The organism is Streptomyces hundungensis, from assembly GCF_003627815.1.
In the GTDB taxonomy this organism is placed as follows: Bacteria; Actinomycetota; Actinomycetes; order Streptomycetales; family Streptomycetaceae; genus Streptomyces; species Streptomyces hundungensis_A.
In genome coordinates, this window is record NZ_CP032698.1 from 5,967,961 (window position 1) to 5,982,476 (window position 14,516).

General features: G+C 70.8%; 16 protein-coding genes. 10 read left to right on the forward strand and 6 right to left on the reverse strand.

Translation table 11 applies throughout. The annotated features are described in order from the left end of the window. Positions 1–151 precede the first annotated feature (151 nt). The 6 genes from DWB77_RS26390 (at position 152) to DWB77_RS26415 (ending at position 4,759) form a co-directional block, all read left to right on the forward strand. Positions 152–574 carry a DUF3052 domain-containing protein gene (locus tag DWB77_RS26390; protein WP_120723717.1) on the forward strand — a complete coding sequence of 141 codons (423 nt, stop codon included), beginning with the start codon at positions 152–154 and terminating at the stop codon, positions 572–574. A 116-nt stretch (positions 575–690) separates the two neighbouring features. Next, positions 691–1,149: a peroxiredoxin gene (locus DWB77_RS26395; protein WP_120723719.1), complete on the forward strand. Its 459-nt coding sequence runs from the start codon at positions 691–693 to the stop codon at positions 1,147–1,149. Between the two features lie 164 nt (positions 1,150–1,313). After that, positions 1,314–1,889, forward strand: a complete 576-nt coding sequence (locus DWB77_RS26400) for a TerD family protein (RefSeq protein ID WP_120723721.1) — start codon at positions 1,314–1,316, stop codon at positions 1,887–1,889. Between the two features lie 91 nt (positions 1,890–1,980). After that, positions 1,981–2,556 (forward strand): TerD family protein, encoded by a 576-nt coding sequence (locus tag DWB77_RS26405; protein WP_120723723.1) that lies wholly within the window; start codon positions 1,981–1,983, stop codon positions 2,554–2,556. A gap of 160 nt (positions 2,557–2,716) precedes the next feature. Beyond that, positions 2,717–3,859, forward strand: a complete 1,143-nt coding sequence (locus tag DWB77_RS26410; protein WP_120723726.1) for a DUF475 domain-containing protein — start codon at positions 2,717–2,719, stop codon at positions 3,857–3,859. 162 nt (positions 3,860–4,021) lie between these two features. Beyond that, entirely contained in the window at positions 4,022–4,759 is a 738-nt protein-coding gene (locus DWB77_RS26415) for a TerD family protein (RefSeq protein ID WP_120723727.1), read from the forward strand. A 21-nt stretch (positions 4,760–4,780) separates the two neighbouring features. Here DWB77_RS26415 and DWB77_RS26420 read toward each other — a convergent pair whose 3' ends face one another. Next, entirely contained in the window at positions 4,781–5,593 is an 813-nt protein-coding gene (locus DWB77_RS26420; protein WP_246033643.1) for a TerD family protein, read from the reverse strand. Between the two features lie 199 nt (positions 5,594–5,792). Here DWB77_RS26420 and DWB77_RS26425 point away from each other — a divergent pair, with 199 nt between their 5' ends. The 4 genes from DWB77_RS26425 to DWB77_RS26440 are packed head-to-tail and all read left to right on the forward strand — an operon-like array spanning position 5,793 to position 10,958. Continuing rightward, positions 5,793–6,956: an HpcH/HpaI aldolase/citrate lyase family protein gene (locus DWB77_RS26425; protein ID WP_120723729.1), complete on the forward strand. Its 1,164-nt coding sequence runs from the start codon at positions 5,793–5,795 to the stop codon at positions 6,954–6,956. Beyond that, on the forward strand, positions 6,953–9,445 hold the full coding sequence (locus tag DWB77_RS26430; RefSeq protein WP_120723731.1) for a phosphoribosyltransferase: 2,493 nt from the start codon (positions 6,953–6,955) through the stop codon (positions 9,443–9,445). The genes DWB77_RS26425 and DWB77_RS26430 overlap by 4 nt, the downstream gene beginning before the upstream one ends. Continuing rightward, positions 9,442–10,257, forward strand: coding sequence for an HAD family hydrolase (locus DWB77_RS26435; RefSeq protein WP_120723733.1), 816 nt, complete (start codon positions 9,442–9,444; stop codon positions 10,255–10,257). The genes DWB77_RS26430 and DWB77_RS26435 overlap by 4 nt, the downstream gene beginning before the upstream one ends. A 41-nt stretch (positions 10,258–10,298) precedes the next feature. Beyond that, the gene (locus DWB77_RS26440) at positions 10,299–10,958 is read left to right on the forward strand and encodes an O-methyltransferase (RefSeq protein WP_120723735.1); all 660 of its coding nucleotides are present in this window, start codon (positions 10,299–10,301) and stop codon (positions 10,956–10,958) included. Between the two features lie 48 nt (positions 10,959–11,006). Here DWB77_RS26440 and DWB77_RS26445 read toward each other — a convergent pair whose 3' ends face one another. The 5 genes from DWB77_RS26445 to DWB77_RS26460 form a co-directional block, all read right to left on the reverse strand. Continuing rightward, positions 11,007–11,222, reverse strand: a complete 216-nt coding sequence (locus DWB77_RS26445; protein ID WP_120723737.1) for an FmdB family zinc ribbon protein — start codon at positions 11,220–11,222, stop codon at positions 11,007–11,009. 62 nt (positions 11,223–11,284) lie between these two features. After that, the gene (locus tag DWB77_RS26450) at positions 11,285–11,806 is read right to left on the reverse strand and encodes a DUF4383 domain-containing protein (RefSeq protein ID WP_120723739.1); all 522 of its coding nucleotides are present in this window, start codon (positions 11,804–11,806) and stop codon (positions 11,285–11,287) included. 187 nt (positions 11,807–11,993) lie between these two features. After that, entirely contained in the window at positions 11,994–13,391 is a 1,398-nt protein-coding gene (locus DWB77_RS26455) for a hypothetical protein (protein ID WP_428985152.1), read from the reverse strand. 39 nt (positions 13,392–13,430) lie between these two features. Next, on the reverse strand, positions 13,431–13,607 hold the full coding sequence (locus tag DWB77_RS37980) for a hypothetical protein (RefSeq protein ID WP_162952623.1): 177 nt from the start codon (positions 13,605–13,607) through the stop codon (positions 13,431–13,433). 77 nt (positions 13,608–13,684) lie between these two features. Beyond that, entirely contained in the window at positions 13,685–14,443 is a 759-nt protein-coding gene (locus DWB77_RS26460) for a DUF4097 family beta strand repeat-containing protein (protein ID WP_120723743.1), read from the reverse strand. Between the last annotated feature and the right edge of the window lie 73 nt (positions 14,444–14,516).

Consider the following 14,516-nt stretch of genomic DNA (forward strand, 5'->3'; position numbering starts at 1 on the left):
GATGTCCCTGAACACGGCCACACTGGCCCCCAAAGGGCGGGTTCGGAGACCGGGTACTTGCGAGATTCGTCCCGCCCGTGTGGACTACGCCCAATGCCACGCGTATGCGCGCGGCTGAAGAACTTACCGAATCAAGATCAGGAGGCAAGCCGTGAGCGCGACCGCGGACCACGCGGAGGAGCGGACCAACCCGGCCATGAGGCTGGGGTTCGAGCCCGGACAGGTGGTCCAGGAGATCGGTTACGACGACGACGTCGACCTGGATCTCCGCGAGGGCATCGAGTCCCTGATTGGCCAGGATCTCGTCGATGAGGACTATGACGACGTCGCCGACGTCGTGCTGTTGTGGTTCCGCGACGAGGACGGCGACCTTACGGACGCCCTGGTGGACGCCATCGGTCTCCTCGAGGACGGCGGCACGATCTGGCTGCTGACCCCGAAGACCGGCCGGGACGGATACGTCGAGCCCAGCGACATCAACGACGCCGCGCAGACGGCCGGCCTGTCGCCGGCCAAGAGCGTCAGCGTCGGCAAGGACTGGTCGGGCACCCGCCTGAAGTCCGGCAAGCGCTGATCCGCCCCTCACGCCCCACGGGACCCCCTCAGGCACCAGCCTGAGGGGGTCCCGTGCATGAGGGGGTGCGTAGGGTGGGTGTCACCGATACGGCCCAGTGAAGGGAAGGCGTTTCCATGGCTATCGAGGTCGCCACCTTGGCCCCGGAGTTCGAGCTCAAGGACAACCACGGCCGGACCGTGCGGCTGAGCGACTTCCGCGGCGAGAAGAACGTGGTGCTGCTCTTCTACCCGTTCGCCTTCACCGGCGTGTGCACGGGCGAGCTGTGCGAACTGCGCGACAACCTGCCGAAGTTCGTCAACGACGACACCCAGCTGCTCGCCGTCTCCAACGACTCCATCCACACCCTGCGCGTCTTCGCCGAGCAGGAGGGCCTGGAGTACCCGCTGCTCTCCGACTTCTGGCCGCACGGCGAGGTCAGCCGTGCCTACGGTGTCTTCGACGAGGACAAGGGGTGCGCGGTGCGCGGCACCTTCATCATCGACAAGGAGGGCGTGGTCCGCTGGACCGTCGTGAACGGTCTGCCGGACGCGCGCGACCTGAACGAGTACCTCAAGGTGCTCGACACCATCTGACCGGGGCGCGCCTCGGCCCGGGGCCCGGCCGACACCGGGTGGCCGTTCGGCCGAATCGTCTGTTTGTCCCGGGAACCGGTCACTAGGATCCATTCGTTGATCCGATGCCAACGCACGACGGGGACGCTGACCAAGCCGGCCCCCTCACACCATTGGGAGGACTCGTGGGAGTCAGCCTCAGCAAGGGCGGCAACGTCTCGCTGACCAAGGCCGCCCCCAACCTGACCGCGGTCATCGTCGGTCTGGGATGGGACGCACGCACCACCACCGGGGGTGACTTCGACCTGGACGCCAGCGCCCTGCTCACCAACGACCAGGGCAAGGTCACCAACGACGCGAACTTCGTGTTCTTCAACAACCTCAAGAGCCCCGACGGCTCCGTCGAGCACACCGGTGACAACCTCACCGGTGAGGGCGAGGGCGACGACGAGGTGATCAAGGTGAACCTGTCCGGCGTCCCGGCCGACGTCGCCAAGATCGTCTTCCCGGTCTCGATCTACGAGGCCGAGTCCCGCCAGCAGTCCTTCGGCCAGGTGCGCAACGCCTACATCCGCGTGGTGAACCAGGCGGACAACAGCGAGCTCGCCCGGTACGACCTGAGCGAGGACGCCTCGACGGAGACCGCCATGGTCTTCGGCGAGCTGTACCGCAACGGCGCGGAGTGGAAGTTCCGCGCCATCGGCCAGGGCTACGCCTCGGGCCTGCGCGGCATCGCGCAGGACTTCGGCGTCAACGTCTGAGCCGAGCCGCTCTTCCGTCCGGCGCCGCACCCCTTCGGTGCGGCGCCGGACGCGCTCGCCACCTGTTCCACTTCTCGGGGAGGACACGATCATGGGCGTCACGCTCGCCAAGGGGGGCAATGTCTCCCTCTCCAAGGCCGCACCGAACCTGACCCAGGTGCTCGTCGGCCTCGGTTGGGACGCGCGCTCCACCACCGGAGCCGACTTCGACCTCGACGCCAGCGCCCTGCTGTGCGCCAACGGGCGGGTGCTCGGCGACGAGTACTTCGTCTTCTACAACAACCTCAAGAGCCCCGAGGGTTCCGTCGAGCACACCGGCGACAACCTGACCGGTGAGGGCGAGGGCGACGACGAGTCGCTCATCGTCGACCTCACGAAGGTGCCCGCCGGCTGCGACAAGATCGTCTTCCCGGTCTCGATCCACGACGCGGACAACCGCGGCCAGACCTTCGGACAGGTCGCCAACGCCTTCATCCGCGTGGTCAACCAGGCCGACGGCCAGGAGCTGGCCCGGTACGACCTGAGCGAGGACGCCTCGACGGAGACCGCGATGATCTTCGGCGAGCTGTACCGCTACAACGGCGAGTGGAAGTTCCGTGCGGTTGGACAGGGGTATGCGTCGGGTTTGCGGGGCATCGCTCTAGACTTCGGGGTCAACGTCTCCTAAAGAGATCGCCCGGTTGCCTTCAAGTCGAGTGCCGTCGGGGACGGTCCCTGCCGGGGGTCCGGGGGTGGCCCCCCGGGAGACAGCAGCGTGAAGCCGTGCGCGGTGCGGGGGGACACCCGCTCTACGTAGGGTCGGCCCGCTCTACACGATGGGGAAGTCAGTGGTTCTGAAAACCTTCGGCTGGTCATTCGTGATCACCGCGATCGGCCTGGCCCTGGCCGTGCTCTACGACGGGTGGACGGCCCTCGGGGTCGTGGCCATCCTGGCCGTCCTCGAGATCTCGCTGTCCTTCGACAACGCGGTGGTCAACGCCGGAATCCTGAAGAAGATGAACGCCTTCTGGCAGAAGATCTTCCTCACGATCGGCGTGCTCATCGCCGTCTTCGGCATGCGCCTGCTCTTCCCCGTGGTCATCGTCGCGATCAGCGCCAAGATCGGCCCGGTCGACGCCGTCGACCTCGCGCTCAACGACGCCGACCGCTACCAGCAGCTGGTGACCGACGCGCACCCCTCGATCGCCGCGTTCGGTGGCATGTTCCTCCTGATGATCTTCCTCGACTTCATTTTCGAGGACCGTGACATCAAGTGGCTCGCCTGGCTGGAGCGCCCGCTGGCCAAGCTCGGCAAGATCGACATGCTGTCGGTCTGCATCGCCCTGGTCGCGCTGCTCATCGCCTCCATGACGGTCGCCACCCACGCCCACCAGCACGGCGGCGCGCACGTGGACAAGGCGCAGACGGTCCTGATCTCCGGCATCGCCGGCCTCATCACCTACCTCGTCGTCGGCGGCCTTTCGGGCTACTTCGAGAACCGCCTCGAAGAGGACGAGGAGCGCGAGCACGAGCAGGAGGAAGAGGCGAGGCGCACCGGCAGCGCGGTGTCCGCCGTCGCCATGGCCGGCAAGGCCGCGTTCTTCATGTTCCTCTACCTGGAGGTGCTGGACGCGTCGTTCTCCTTCGACGGCGTGATCGGCGCCTTCGCCATCAGCAACGACATCGTCCTGATGGCGCTCGGCCTCGGCATCGGCGCGATGTACGTACGGTCGCTCACCGTCTACCTGGTCCGCCAGGGCACCCTGGACGACTACGTCTACCTGGAGCACGGAGCGCACTACGCGATCGGTGCGCTGGCCGTGATTCTGCTCGTCACCATCCAGTACGAGATCAACGACGTGATCACGGGTCTGGTCGGCGTGGTCCTCATCGCGTGGTCCTTCTTCTCCTCTGTGCGCCGCAACCGGCGGATCGCCGCGGCCGGCGGCGAGGACGCGGGCGAGAGGGCGGAAGTCGGCTCCGGGGTGTGACCCCGGTGCTTCCGGAGCGCACGCCCCGACGCGTGTGATCCGCCGTCGATTGCGGAACGCTTCCTGCGGGGCGGTCACGAGGCTCCGGCCTCGTCGGCCGCCCCGCGGTGTCATGACGGCATGGTGTGCGGGGACGGTTCACTGACCTATGGGGTGGGGGCAATGGCGTTCTGGGACGGCCTGTGGCGGGGCAGGGCCTCACAGTTCGACTCGGGCAGCGCGGCGACCAACACGATCGAGCTGACCCGACGGCACAACACGGTCTCGCTCGGCAAGCAGGGCGCCAACACCGGCAGCCTGCGGGTCAACCTGTCCTGGCGGATGCGGACCTCGGACTTCGGGGGCAAGCCCGACCAGAGCGGGCTGCTGCTGCGCCATCCGCTGAAGTTCTTCAAGCCGGAGATGGTGCAGGGCCACACCCACTCCATGGTCAACGTCGACCTGGACCTGGGCTGTCTGTACGAGCTCCAGGACGGCACCAAGGGCGTGGTCCAGCCGCTCGGCAACTTCTTCGGCGCGACCAACAAGCCGCCCTACGTGGAGTGCAGCGGCGACGACCGCTTCGGGTCGGCCTCCGGGGAGACGGTCTTCGTCAACCTCGACCACCGCGACGAGATAAAGCGGCTGCTGGTCTTCGTCTACATCTACGACCAGACCCCGGCCTTCGACCGCACCCACGCCAAGGTGACGCTCTATCCGAGCAACGGCCCGCGCATCGAGATCGAACTCGACGAGCGCGCCCCCGAGGCCCGCTCCTGCGCGGTGGTGTCGATCGAGAACGTCAAGGGCGACATGATCGTGCGACGCGAGGTGAAGTTCGTGTACGGCTTCCAGGCGGAGCTGGACCGGCTGTACGGCTGGGGGCTCCAGTGGGGCCGCGGCTACAAGACCAAGGCCTGAGCCGCGGCCGCCCCCCGCGGGCTACGGGCGGATGAACTGCGGCCCCATGGGCGGCAGGACGAACGCGGGGTCCGGCGCGGGAGCGCTCTGCGGGTAGCCGTAGGCGGGCTGGGGCGAGGCCGGCTGGGGATAGCCGTACGACGGCTGCGCGAGGGGCGGCCGGTCCGGGGGAGCGGGGTGCGGGTAGCCGTAGGCCGGCTCGGCCGCGTGCCGCGGCAGCGGCTTGGGCACGGACGGCGCGCTGGGGGCGCTCGGCGTGCTGGACGCGCTGTCGGCGCCCTCGCCGTCGTCCACCGAGATGCCGTACTCGGTGGCGAGACCCACCAGGCCGGTCGGATAGCCCTGGCCGACCGCGCGGAACTTCCAGCCCTCGCCGCGGCGGTACAGCTCGCCGCAGATGATCGCGGTCTCCTCGCCGGTCTCCGGCTTCACGTCGAACAGCGCGACCGGCTCGGCCCCCGAGGCCGCCGCGTCGAACAGCAGGATCCGCAGGTCCCGTACGGCACGGAAGGTCGCGCCGTCCGACGACGCGGTGATCAGCACCCGGTCCACGGAGCGGTCGAGGGCCGCCAGATCGGCCTCGACGGTGTCGGTGAGCCCCTCCGCGACGCGCTTCTTGGGCAGCCTGCGCACCAGCCCCGACGGGTGGCGCGGCTGGTTGTAGAAGACGAAGTCCTCGTCCGAACGCACCCGGCCGTCGGCGGCGAGCAGCAGCGCCGAGGCGTCCACGTCCGGGACGTCGGCGCCGGGCGACCAGCGGAGCACGGCCCGTACGGCCGGGGCCTCCAGCGGGACGTTCGATCCCTTCAGCATCGCGTGCGTCATGCCGGTCATCCTGCCTCCCCGCGGCCCCCTCGGACAACGCGGGGCGCGGCCGGGTACGTCCCACGACGTACGCGGCGGCGTGAGCGGGGCGAACGATGCAGATGAGTTACCGGAATTTCATGCACTTGGGGAACTCTTGACACGTGTTCCTACGTACTATTACCGGCCACCCAAAGTCTCGGCCGTCCTGGCAGTACAGGGGATGTAGATGCGGCATTTCGGGCACGTCCCGCCGGCTGTGCGGAAGAGCCTCTTCCATCAGGAGCCCTGTGAGTTCACCGCGGGCTCGTCCGCACGCGTGCTGTCGGCCGCCCTCGGTGCCACGCTCTACAGCCCCGCGACCCGGCCCACGCTCGCCGGCGACGTCCTGAAACAGGCCCGCCGCGGCGTCACGTCCATGGTGCTGTGCCTGGAGGACTCGATCGACGACGCCGAGGTGGTGGCCGCCGAAGCCAACCTGGTGCGCCAGTTCGCCGACCTCGACGCCCGCGGCGAAGAGGTCCCGCTGCTGTTCGTGCGGGTCCGCGACCCCCTCCAGATCCCGGACCTGGTGCGGCGCCTCGGCACCTCCGCCCGCCTCCTGTGCGGCTTCGTCCTGCCGAAGTTCACCGAGGAGCGCGGCATGGGCTTCCTGGAGGCGCTCACCGCCGCCGAGTCCGCGAGCGGACGCCGGCTGTTCGCCATGCCCGTCCTGGAGTCCCCCGAACTGCTCCACCTGGAGACCCGGGCCGAGACCTTGGCCGGAATCGCGCGCACGGTGGAGAAGTACCGCGAGCGGATCCTCGCCCTCCGCCTCGGCGTCACCGACTTCTGCTCCGCCTACGGACTGCGCCGCTCGCCCGACATGACGGCGTACGACGTGAAGATCGTGGCCGGGGTGATAGCGGACGTGGTGAACGTGCTGGGCCGCGCCGACGGCAGCGGCTTCACCATCACGGGCCCCGTGTGGGAGTACTTCCGGCTCCAGGAGCGGATGTTCAAGCCCCAACTGCGCCGCAGCCCCTTCCTGGAGGGCCGCGCCGAGGAGCTGCGCACCGCGCTGATCGAGCACGACCTGGACGGGCTGCTGCGCGAGATCGAGCTCGACCGGGCCAACGGGCTGCTCGGCAAGACCTGTATCCACCCCACGCACGTGATGCCCGTCCACGCCCTGTCGGTGGTCAGCCACGAGGAGTTCAGCGACGCGGCGGACATCCTGCGGCCCGAGCGCGGCGGCGGCGGGGTGCTGCGCTCGGCGTACACCAACAAGATGAACGAGGTGAAGCCACACCGCGCCTGGGCCGAGCGCACCCTGCTGCGGGCAGAGGTGTTCGGCGTCGCCGCCGAGGACGTCGGCTTCGTGGACCTGCTGACGGCGGGCCTCGCCGAATGACCGAACGAACAGAGGGACACAGCACCGTGGTCGAGTGGTCGGGAACGTGGGTCGCCGAGCGGCTCGGAGTCGAGCTCGTCGGGGACGAGCGGCTGAGCTCCCTGCTCGGCCTCGCCCTGCGCCGCAACCCCAAGCGCGCCCATCTGCTCGTCTCCCATGTCCTGGGCAAGCACGTACCGCAGCGGCCGTCCGTGGTGTGGGGCGCCGGGTACGAACTGGGCCTGCGCGTAAGGGAGTTGCTGGGAAGGGAGGCGGCCGGACGGGCCGTGGTGCTCGGCTACGCCGAGACCGCGACGGGCCTCGGGCACTCGGTCGCCGACGGCCTGTCCCTCGCTCCCTGTCTCCACTCCACCCGCCGCCCCGTCGCGGGCGTCGCGACGGCGGGCGGTTTCGAGGAGTCCCACTCCCACGCCACCTCCCATCTGCTGCTCCCCGAGGACCCCCGACTCCTCGCAGGGCAGGGCCCGTTGGTGCTGGTCGACGACGAGTTCTCCACCGGCAACACGGTCCTCAACACCATCCGTGACCTGCACGCGCGCCATCCGCGCGACCACTACGTCATCGTCGCGCTCGTCGACATGCGCTCCCCGCGGGACCGCGACCGCCTCACCGCCTTCGCGGCGGAGATCGGCGCCCGCATCGACCTCATCGCCTCCGCGTCGGGCACGGTCCGGCTCCCGGAGGGCGTCCTCGACAAGGGCCGGGCGCTGGTCGAGGAGTACGAGACGGCGAACCCCGGACATCTGCTTTGTAAGAGCAGCGCTCCTTCCCCGAGCCCCGCGCGCCGCGTCGACCTGGACTGGCCCCAGGGCCTGCCCGACGGCGCCCGTCACGGATTCACCCCCGCGCACCGGGCCACCCTGGAGGCCGCTCTGCCCGGCATGGCCGCGCGCCTGGCCGGGGCCCTCGATCTCCCCCGCGCCACCGGAACGCCGCGCGTCCTCGTGCTCGGCTTCGAGGAGCTGATGTACGCGCCGCTGCGCCTCGCCCTCGCTCTCGAAGAGCGCGGCGGCGCCGAGGTGCGCTACTCCACCACCACCCGCTCGCCCGTCCTCGCGGTCGACGACCCCGGCTACGCCATCCGCACCCGCCTCGCCTTCCCCGCGCACGACGACCCGGCCGACGGGCCAGGCGAGCGGTACGCCTACAACGTCGCGGGCGGCGGCTTCGACGCCGTCGTGGTGGTCGTGGACTCGGCCGCCGACACCCCCCAACTGCACGCCCCCGGCGGCCTGTTGGCCCAGCTCGCCGCCCACCTACCGCACGTCGTGCTCGCCGTCGTGCCCTCGTACGTACCCCAAGGTGCCCCCATGCCCGAGCCGCTGCGCGGCCCCGCCTTCTCCTCCTACGCGCCCGACGAGGTGGGCTGGCTGCTCAAGGACCTCTCCTCGGTCGCGCTCGAAGCGCCGACCGAGGAGCGCGAGGAGGCCATCCAGAGCGGCGGCGCACACTACGCGGAGTCGCTGCCGGTCGAGTACCAGCCGAGCCCGCAGTACCAGGAGCTGTTCCGGGCCGCGCTGGACGGCTCGGCCGGACGGATCGCGCGGGCCGTCGGAGTGGTGACCGAGACGATCCTGGCCGAGCTCCCCCAACGCCGAAAGCGCCTGGGGGACCCCCATCCGCGCCCCGTGCTGGTCTCGCTCGCCCGCGCCGGAACGCCCGTCGGCGTCCTGATGCGCCGCTGGGCCCAGTACCGCCACGGCCTGGACCTGCCGCACTACGCGGTCTCCATCGTGCGCGGCCGGGGCATCGACCCGAACGCGCTGCGCTGGCTCGCCGCCCACCACGACCCCGCCGACGTCGTCTTCGTCGACGGGTGGACCGGCAAGGGCGCCATCACCCGTGAACTGGCCGCCGCCCTGGGCGAGTTCCCCGAGTTCGCGGACTTCGACCCGGAGATCGCGGTGCTCGCCGACCCCGGCTCCTGTGTGCGCACCTACGGCACCCGCGAGGACTTCCTGATCCCCTCCGCCTGTCTCAACTCCACGGTGTCCGGCCTGATATCGCGCACCGTGCTGCGCGGCGACCTCATCGGCCCGGGTGACTTCCACGGCGCGAAGTTCTACCGGGAACTGGCCGGCGCCGACGTCTCGGGCCACTTCCTCGACTCCGTCGCCGCGCGCTTCGAGGAGGTCGCCCCCGAGGTGGAGCGCGATGCCAAGGCCCTGCGGGACACCGACCGCACCCCGAGCTGGGAGGGCTGGGCCGCCGTCGAGCGCATCAGCGAGGAGTACGGCATCCACGACGTCAACCTGGTCAAACCCGGCGTGGGCGAGACCACCCGGGTGCTGCTGCGCCGGGTCCCCTGGAAGATCCTCGCCGGGCGCGGCGCCGGAGCCGACCTCGACCACATCCGGCTCCTCGCCGAGCAGCGCGGCGTACCGGTCGAGGAGGTGGACGGCCTGCCGTACAGCTGTGTCGGCCTCATCCACCCCCAGTACACCCGGGGCGCGACCGGCGCCGACGGCACGGCGGTGGTCGCGCAGTGAACGCCGCCCGCACGCTCGTCGCCAGCGATCTCGACCGCACCCTGATCTACTCGGCCGCCGCCCTCGCCCTCACCATGCCCGACCACCGGGCGCCGCGGCTGCTCTGCGTCGAGGTGCACGAGCACAAGCCCCTGTCGTACGTCACCGAGGAAGCGGCCCGGCTGCTCGCCGAGCTGAAGTCGTCCTCGGTGTTCGTGCCCACCACCACCCGCACCCGCAAGCAGTACCAGCGCATCCAACTCCCCGGCCCGCCCTCGAAGTTCGCGATCTGCGCCAACGGCGGCCACCTGCTCGTGGACGGGGTGTCCGACGTGGAGTGGGCCCGTTCGGTGACGGACCGCATCGCCACCGAGTGTGCTCCCCTCGACGAGGTCCGCGCCCATGTGCGGGCCGTCGCCGATCCGCACTGGCTGCGCAAGGAGCGGATCGCCGAGGACCTGTTCGTCTATCTCGTGGTGGAGCGGGAGCTGCTGCCCGGGGAGTGGGTCAAGGAGCTCGCCGCCTGGGCCGACCCGCTCGGCTGGACGGTCTCGCTCCAGGGGCGCAAGATCTACGCCGTGCCGAAGCCGCTCACCAAGAGCGCCGCGGTGCGGGAAGTGGCCCGCAGGACCGGCGCCGAGCTCACCCTCGCCGCCGGGGACTCGCTCCTCGACGCGGACCTGCTGCTCGCCGCAGACCAAGGCTGGCGGCCGGGCCACGGCGAGCTCGCCGAGGCCGGCTGGCTGGCCCCGGGCACCGAGGCGCTGGTCGAGCGGGGGGTGCTGGCGGGGGAGGAGATCCTGCGCCGCTTCCTGGCCCGCGCCGCACGCTGAGGAGCGTTTCCGCGCCGCGCGGCAGCGGGTACGGTCGCCGCATGAGCAAGGGAAACAGCACCAAGATCACCGATGAGCTGTACGCCTACATGCTGGCCCACAACCCGCCCCTGGACGAGGTCCAGCGGGACCTGGTGAAGACCACCTACGCCCGGCTGCCCGACCACGCGGGGATGCAGTCGGCCGAGGAGCAGGCACCGCTCCTCGCCTTCCTGGTACGCCTGGTGAACGCCCGCCATGTCGTCGAGGTGGGCACCTTCACCGGGTTCTCGGCCCTCGCCATGGCCCAGGCGCTGCCCGCCGACGGCAAGCTGATCGCCTGCGACATCTCCGAGGAGTGGACGGCGTACGGCAAGGAGGCCTGGGCGAGGGCCGAGGTCGCCGACCGCATCGAGCTGCGGATCGCGCCCGCCCTGGACACCCTGCGCGCGATGCCGGCCGAACCGCACATCGACTTCGCCTACCTGGACGCGGACAAGGGCAACTACATCGCGTACTGGGAGGAGTTGGTGCCCCGGATGCGGCCCGGCGGCCTCATCGCCGCGGACAACGTGCTGTACCACGGCACGGTCCTCGACGCGGAGGCCACCGGGTCGCCCGCGGCGATCCGCGCCTTCAACGAACACGTCGCCAAGGACCCGCGGATGGACAGCGTCATGCTGACCGTCGCGGACGGCCTGACGCTGTCCCGCAAGATCTGACCGGGATCGGTGCGCCGGGATAGGGGCGCCGGGGCCAGTGCGCCGGGATCAGCCGCAGCAGCCGCCCCCGCAGCAGCCTCCGCCGCCGCCCGCGGACGGGGCAGGGCCGGGCGTGGCGGCGCCGCCCACGGCCACCGTGGACAGCAGCTTCACGGTGTCGTCGTGACCGGCCGGGCAGGCGGCGGGGGCCGAGGACTCGGCCATCGGGCGGCTGAGTTCGAAGGTGTCGCCGCAGGAGCGGCAGCGGTATTCGTAACGAGGCATGGGCCCAGACTAAGCGCTCCCCGGGCCCGGAGGTCCGTCTTCCGTGGGCCCTGTGACCCGGCCTAGGGGCGCTCCTCGTCGAGGTGCTCGTGGCGCGCCCTCCAGTACGGGTTGTCGTACGGCAGGAAGCCGGTGACGCGCCCGTACATCCCGAACACCATCAGGAGCAGCCCGACCGCGAAGCTGAACAGCACGTTCTGCATCTGGAAGGCCAGGAAGTTGCGCGAGGTGTCGAGCAGGGCCAGATTCACGAAGCCGCTCACCAAGAACAGGACGCCGAGCACGATGTTGAGCGTCGAGGCGAAGTTGCCGCCCCTGACCATCCCGTACAGGAGCAGCAGGCCGACGACGATCGACAGCACGCTCAGCGCGCCGTTGGTGCTGAGCCCGGCGACGGTGTCACCGCCGGTGTCGAAGAAGCCGATCCGATGGATCAGACCGAGGATGCCGAAGATCAGCAGAACGATGCCCATGGCGCCGGCACCGAAGCGGTAGACGCTGTTGAGACGGTGATCGATCGGCAGGTGCTCGTTGAGCGAGACGCGGCTGTGGTTGATGCGCTGGGAGATCGTATGGGTGGCCATAGTGGGAGCCCTCCTCGTCCCTGGGCACGCAGGGCGTACGTACTCAAGGATCCGCCCGGGCGGGGCCCGCAACAACTCAGCGGGGCGGGGGCGGGGCGCGGGCCCGGCCTGGTCGGCCCGGGGCGGCGGCTCAGGAGCCGTGGTACCCGGGTGGGCGGGTCAGGAGCCGCAGTACCTGGCTGGCGGCTCAGGAGCCGTGGCCGAGCTCCTCCCGGATGTCGGCCACCACCTGCGCCACGGCGCGGCGCACCGCCTCGGTCTCGGTCAGGAAGTGCCAGTAGTCGGGGTGGCGGCCCTCCAGCGTGGCGATCGCCCGGTCCAGGCGCGCCACGCAGTCGTCGAGCGGCCGGGCGTGCCGGGGGTCGGGGGTGGTGCGGCCGGACATCGCGAGGCGCTGGGCGTCGCGGATCGCGAACCGGGTGCGCTGGATCTCCTGCTGCGGGTCCTTGGAGACGGCGTTGAGCCGCTGAAGCCGGTCACCGGCGGCCGAGACGGCCTCGTCCGTGGAGTTGAGCAGCGCCCGTACCGTACTGAGCCGCGACGTCGCGTCCGCCCAGCGCTGCTCGTCGCGCGCCGCGGCGGCCTCCTTGAGCTTGTCCTCCGCCTGCCGTACGGAGACGGCGGCCTGCTCGGGCACCTGCTGGAGGTCCTGCCAGCAGGCGGCGGTGAAGCGGCGGCGCAGCTCGCTCAGGATCGGGTCGACATTGCCGGCCCGGGTGGTGAGCGCCTGGGCGCGGGTGCGCAGCGAGACGAGCCTGCGGTCGATCTCGGCGGCCCTGGCGGGCAGCTGCTCGGCCTCGGCCCGCACCGCCTCGGCGTCCCGCAGCACCCGGTCCGCGCGCTGGAGCGTCTCGGGCACACCGTGCTGCCCCGCGCCCTGGTTGAGCTTGGTCAGTTCCGGTCCGAGGGAGGCGAGCCGGGCCGCGAGGTCGTCGGCGCGCAGCCCCGAGGCGCGTACCGCGTCCAGGGCGGTGCTGGCGCCCAGCAGCGCGTGCCGGGCCCGCTCGACGGCGGGGGCGAGCCGGGCGAGCTGGGTCTCGGCGGTGTCCAGGAGCGGCCGCAGGTTCTGCTCGAAACGGTCGAGCTCGCCCTTGACCCGGACGAGCTCGTCCTTGGCGGCGGCGAGTTCCGTGCGCGCCCGTGCGGCGACGGAGGCGTCCAGGTCGTCCCGGTCCAGGTCGTGCGCGTCCACGGCGTTGATGTACTGGTTGGAGACCTCGTCGATACGGCGCCCGAGAGCGGCGAAGTCGTCGACGGCCCGGCGCGCGCCGGGCGAACTGTCCACGGCCATGATCGTCTCGATGGAGATCCGCAGATCGCGCTGGGCGGTGTCGAGTTCGTAGAAGGCGGCCGCCGCGGCGTCCTTGGCGGCCTGCGCGTCCGCGCGCACGCTCTCGCCGCGCCCCCCGAACCAGCGGCGCGTACCGCCCCCGGCGAAGGCGCCCGGCAGCGCCACGGCGCCGAGCACCACGGGAAACGCGATCAGCGCCAGCACGTCCCGGACGGTGGCACCCGCTCTGCTGTCAGGCCGCGCGTGTGTCCCCGTCACATCCCTCTCCCGTGCTGTGTCGCCCTGCGGGTCCATTCTCCCACCAGGGAAGGACGAACACACGGCCCGGTCAGTTCACGGTTCTCCCTGTTGTTCTTGGGGGTGTTCTTCTCGGGGGTTCCTCTGAGGGCTCCTCTCGGGGTTCTCCTCGGGGTTCTCCTCGCGGCCCAGGGAGCCGGCGGCGTCCGCCACGTCGAAGGTGGCCGCCGCCATGGTGGCCGCCGCCAAGGGGGCCGCCTCGGAGGTGGCCACCTTCAGCTCACCCGTTGCGGCTCACCCGTTGCGGCTCACCCGTTGCGGCTCACCCGTTGCGGCTCACCCGTCGCGGCTTACCCGTTGCGAACGGTGACCCGGCCGTTGTCGCTGCGGGCGGTCAGGGCATGCGTACTGGAATCGGAGCGGGCGACGGTGACTGCGACGCGGCCGTCGTCGGAGCCGGCGGTGACCTTGTAGGTGTCCTTCGGCACGGCGAGGTCGACGCGCCCGTCGTCACTGGTGGCCTCCACGCTGTCCGGTACGACGGCGAAGGCCAGGCTCACCCGGCCGCTGTCGGAGGCGGCCCGGACGGTCTTCGCTCGGAGGCCCTCGCCCTCGATCCGCCCGTTGTGCGAGGTGAGGTCCAGGGGGCCGGAGGAGTTGGTGACGCTGACCCGCCCGTTGTCGGAGGCGATCGTCAGCGGGGTGTCGAACCCGCTGGCCTCGATCCGTCCGTCGTCGCTGCGCACGGTCACGGCGACCCCGCGCGGCACGGTCACCTCGTGGCGGGCGCCGCAGTCCTTGACGGCCCCGCTGCACTTCACGGAGAGGCTGAGCGTGCCCTGTTCGAGCCGCCAGTCGGCATCGGGCCCGCTGCCGAAGGCGACCCAGCCGTCGACCTGCCGCGCGACCTCGACGTCCCGCACGTCCGCCGACCGCACCACGACGGTGGAGCTACTGCCCTCGATGGTCAGCGCCTTCCCGGCGAAGGCGAAGTTCTTGTGCTCCACGGGCGCGTTCGCGGGATCAGAACTCGCGCACCCCGTCAGCGCAAGGGCGACGACGCCGGCCCCGACGGTGGCGAGCAGCGCGGTGCGACAGTGAAAACCCATGGTGATGATCCCCCGATGACGTGCGATGGCCGTACCTCTCCACGGTACGAAGCCGCACGTGAACACGGACTGG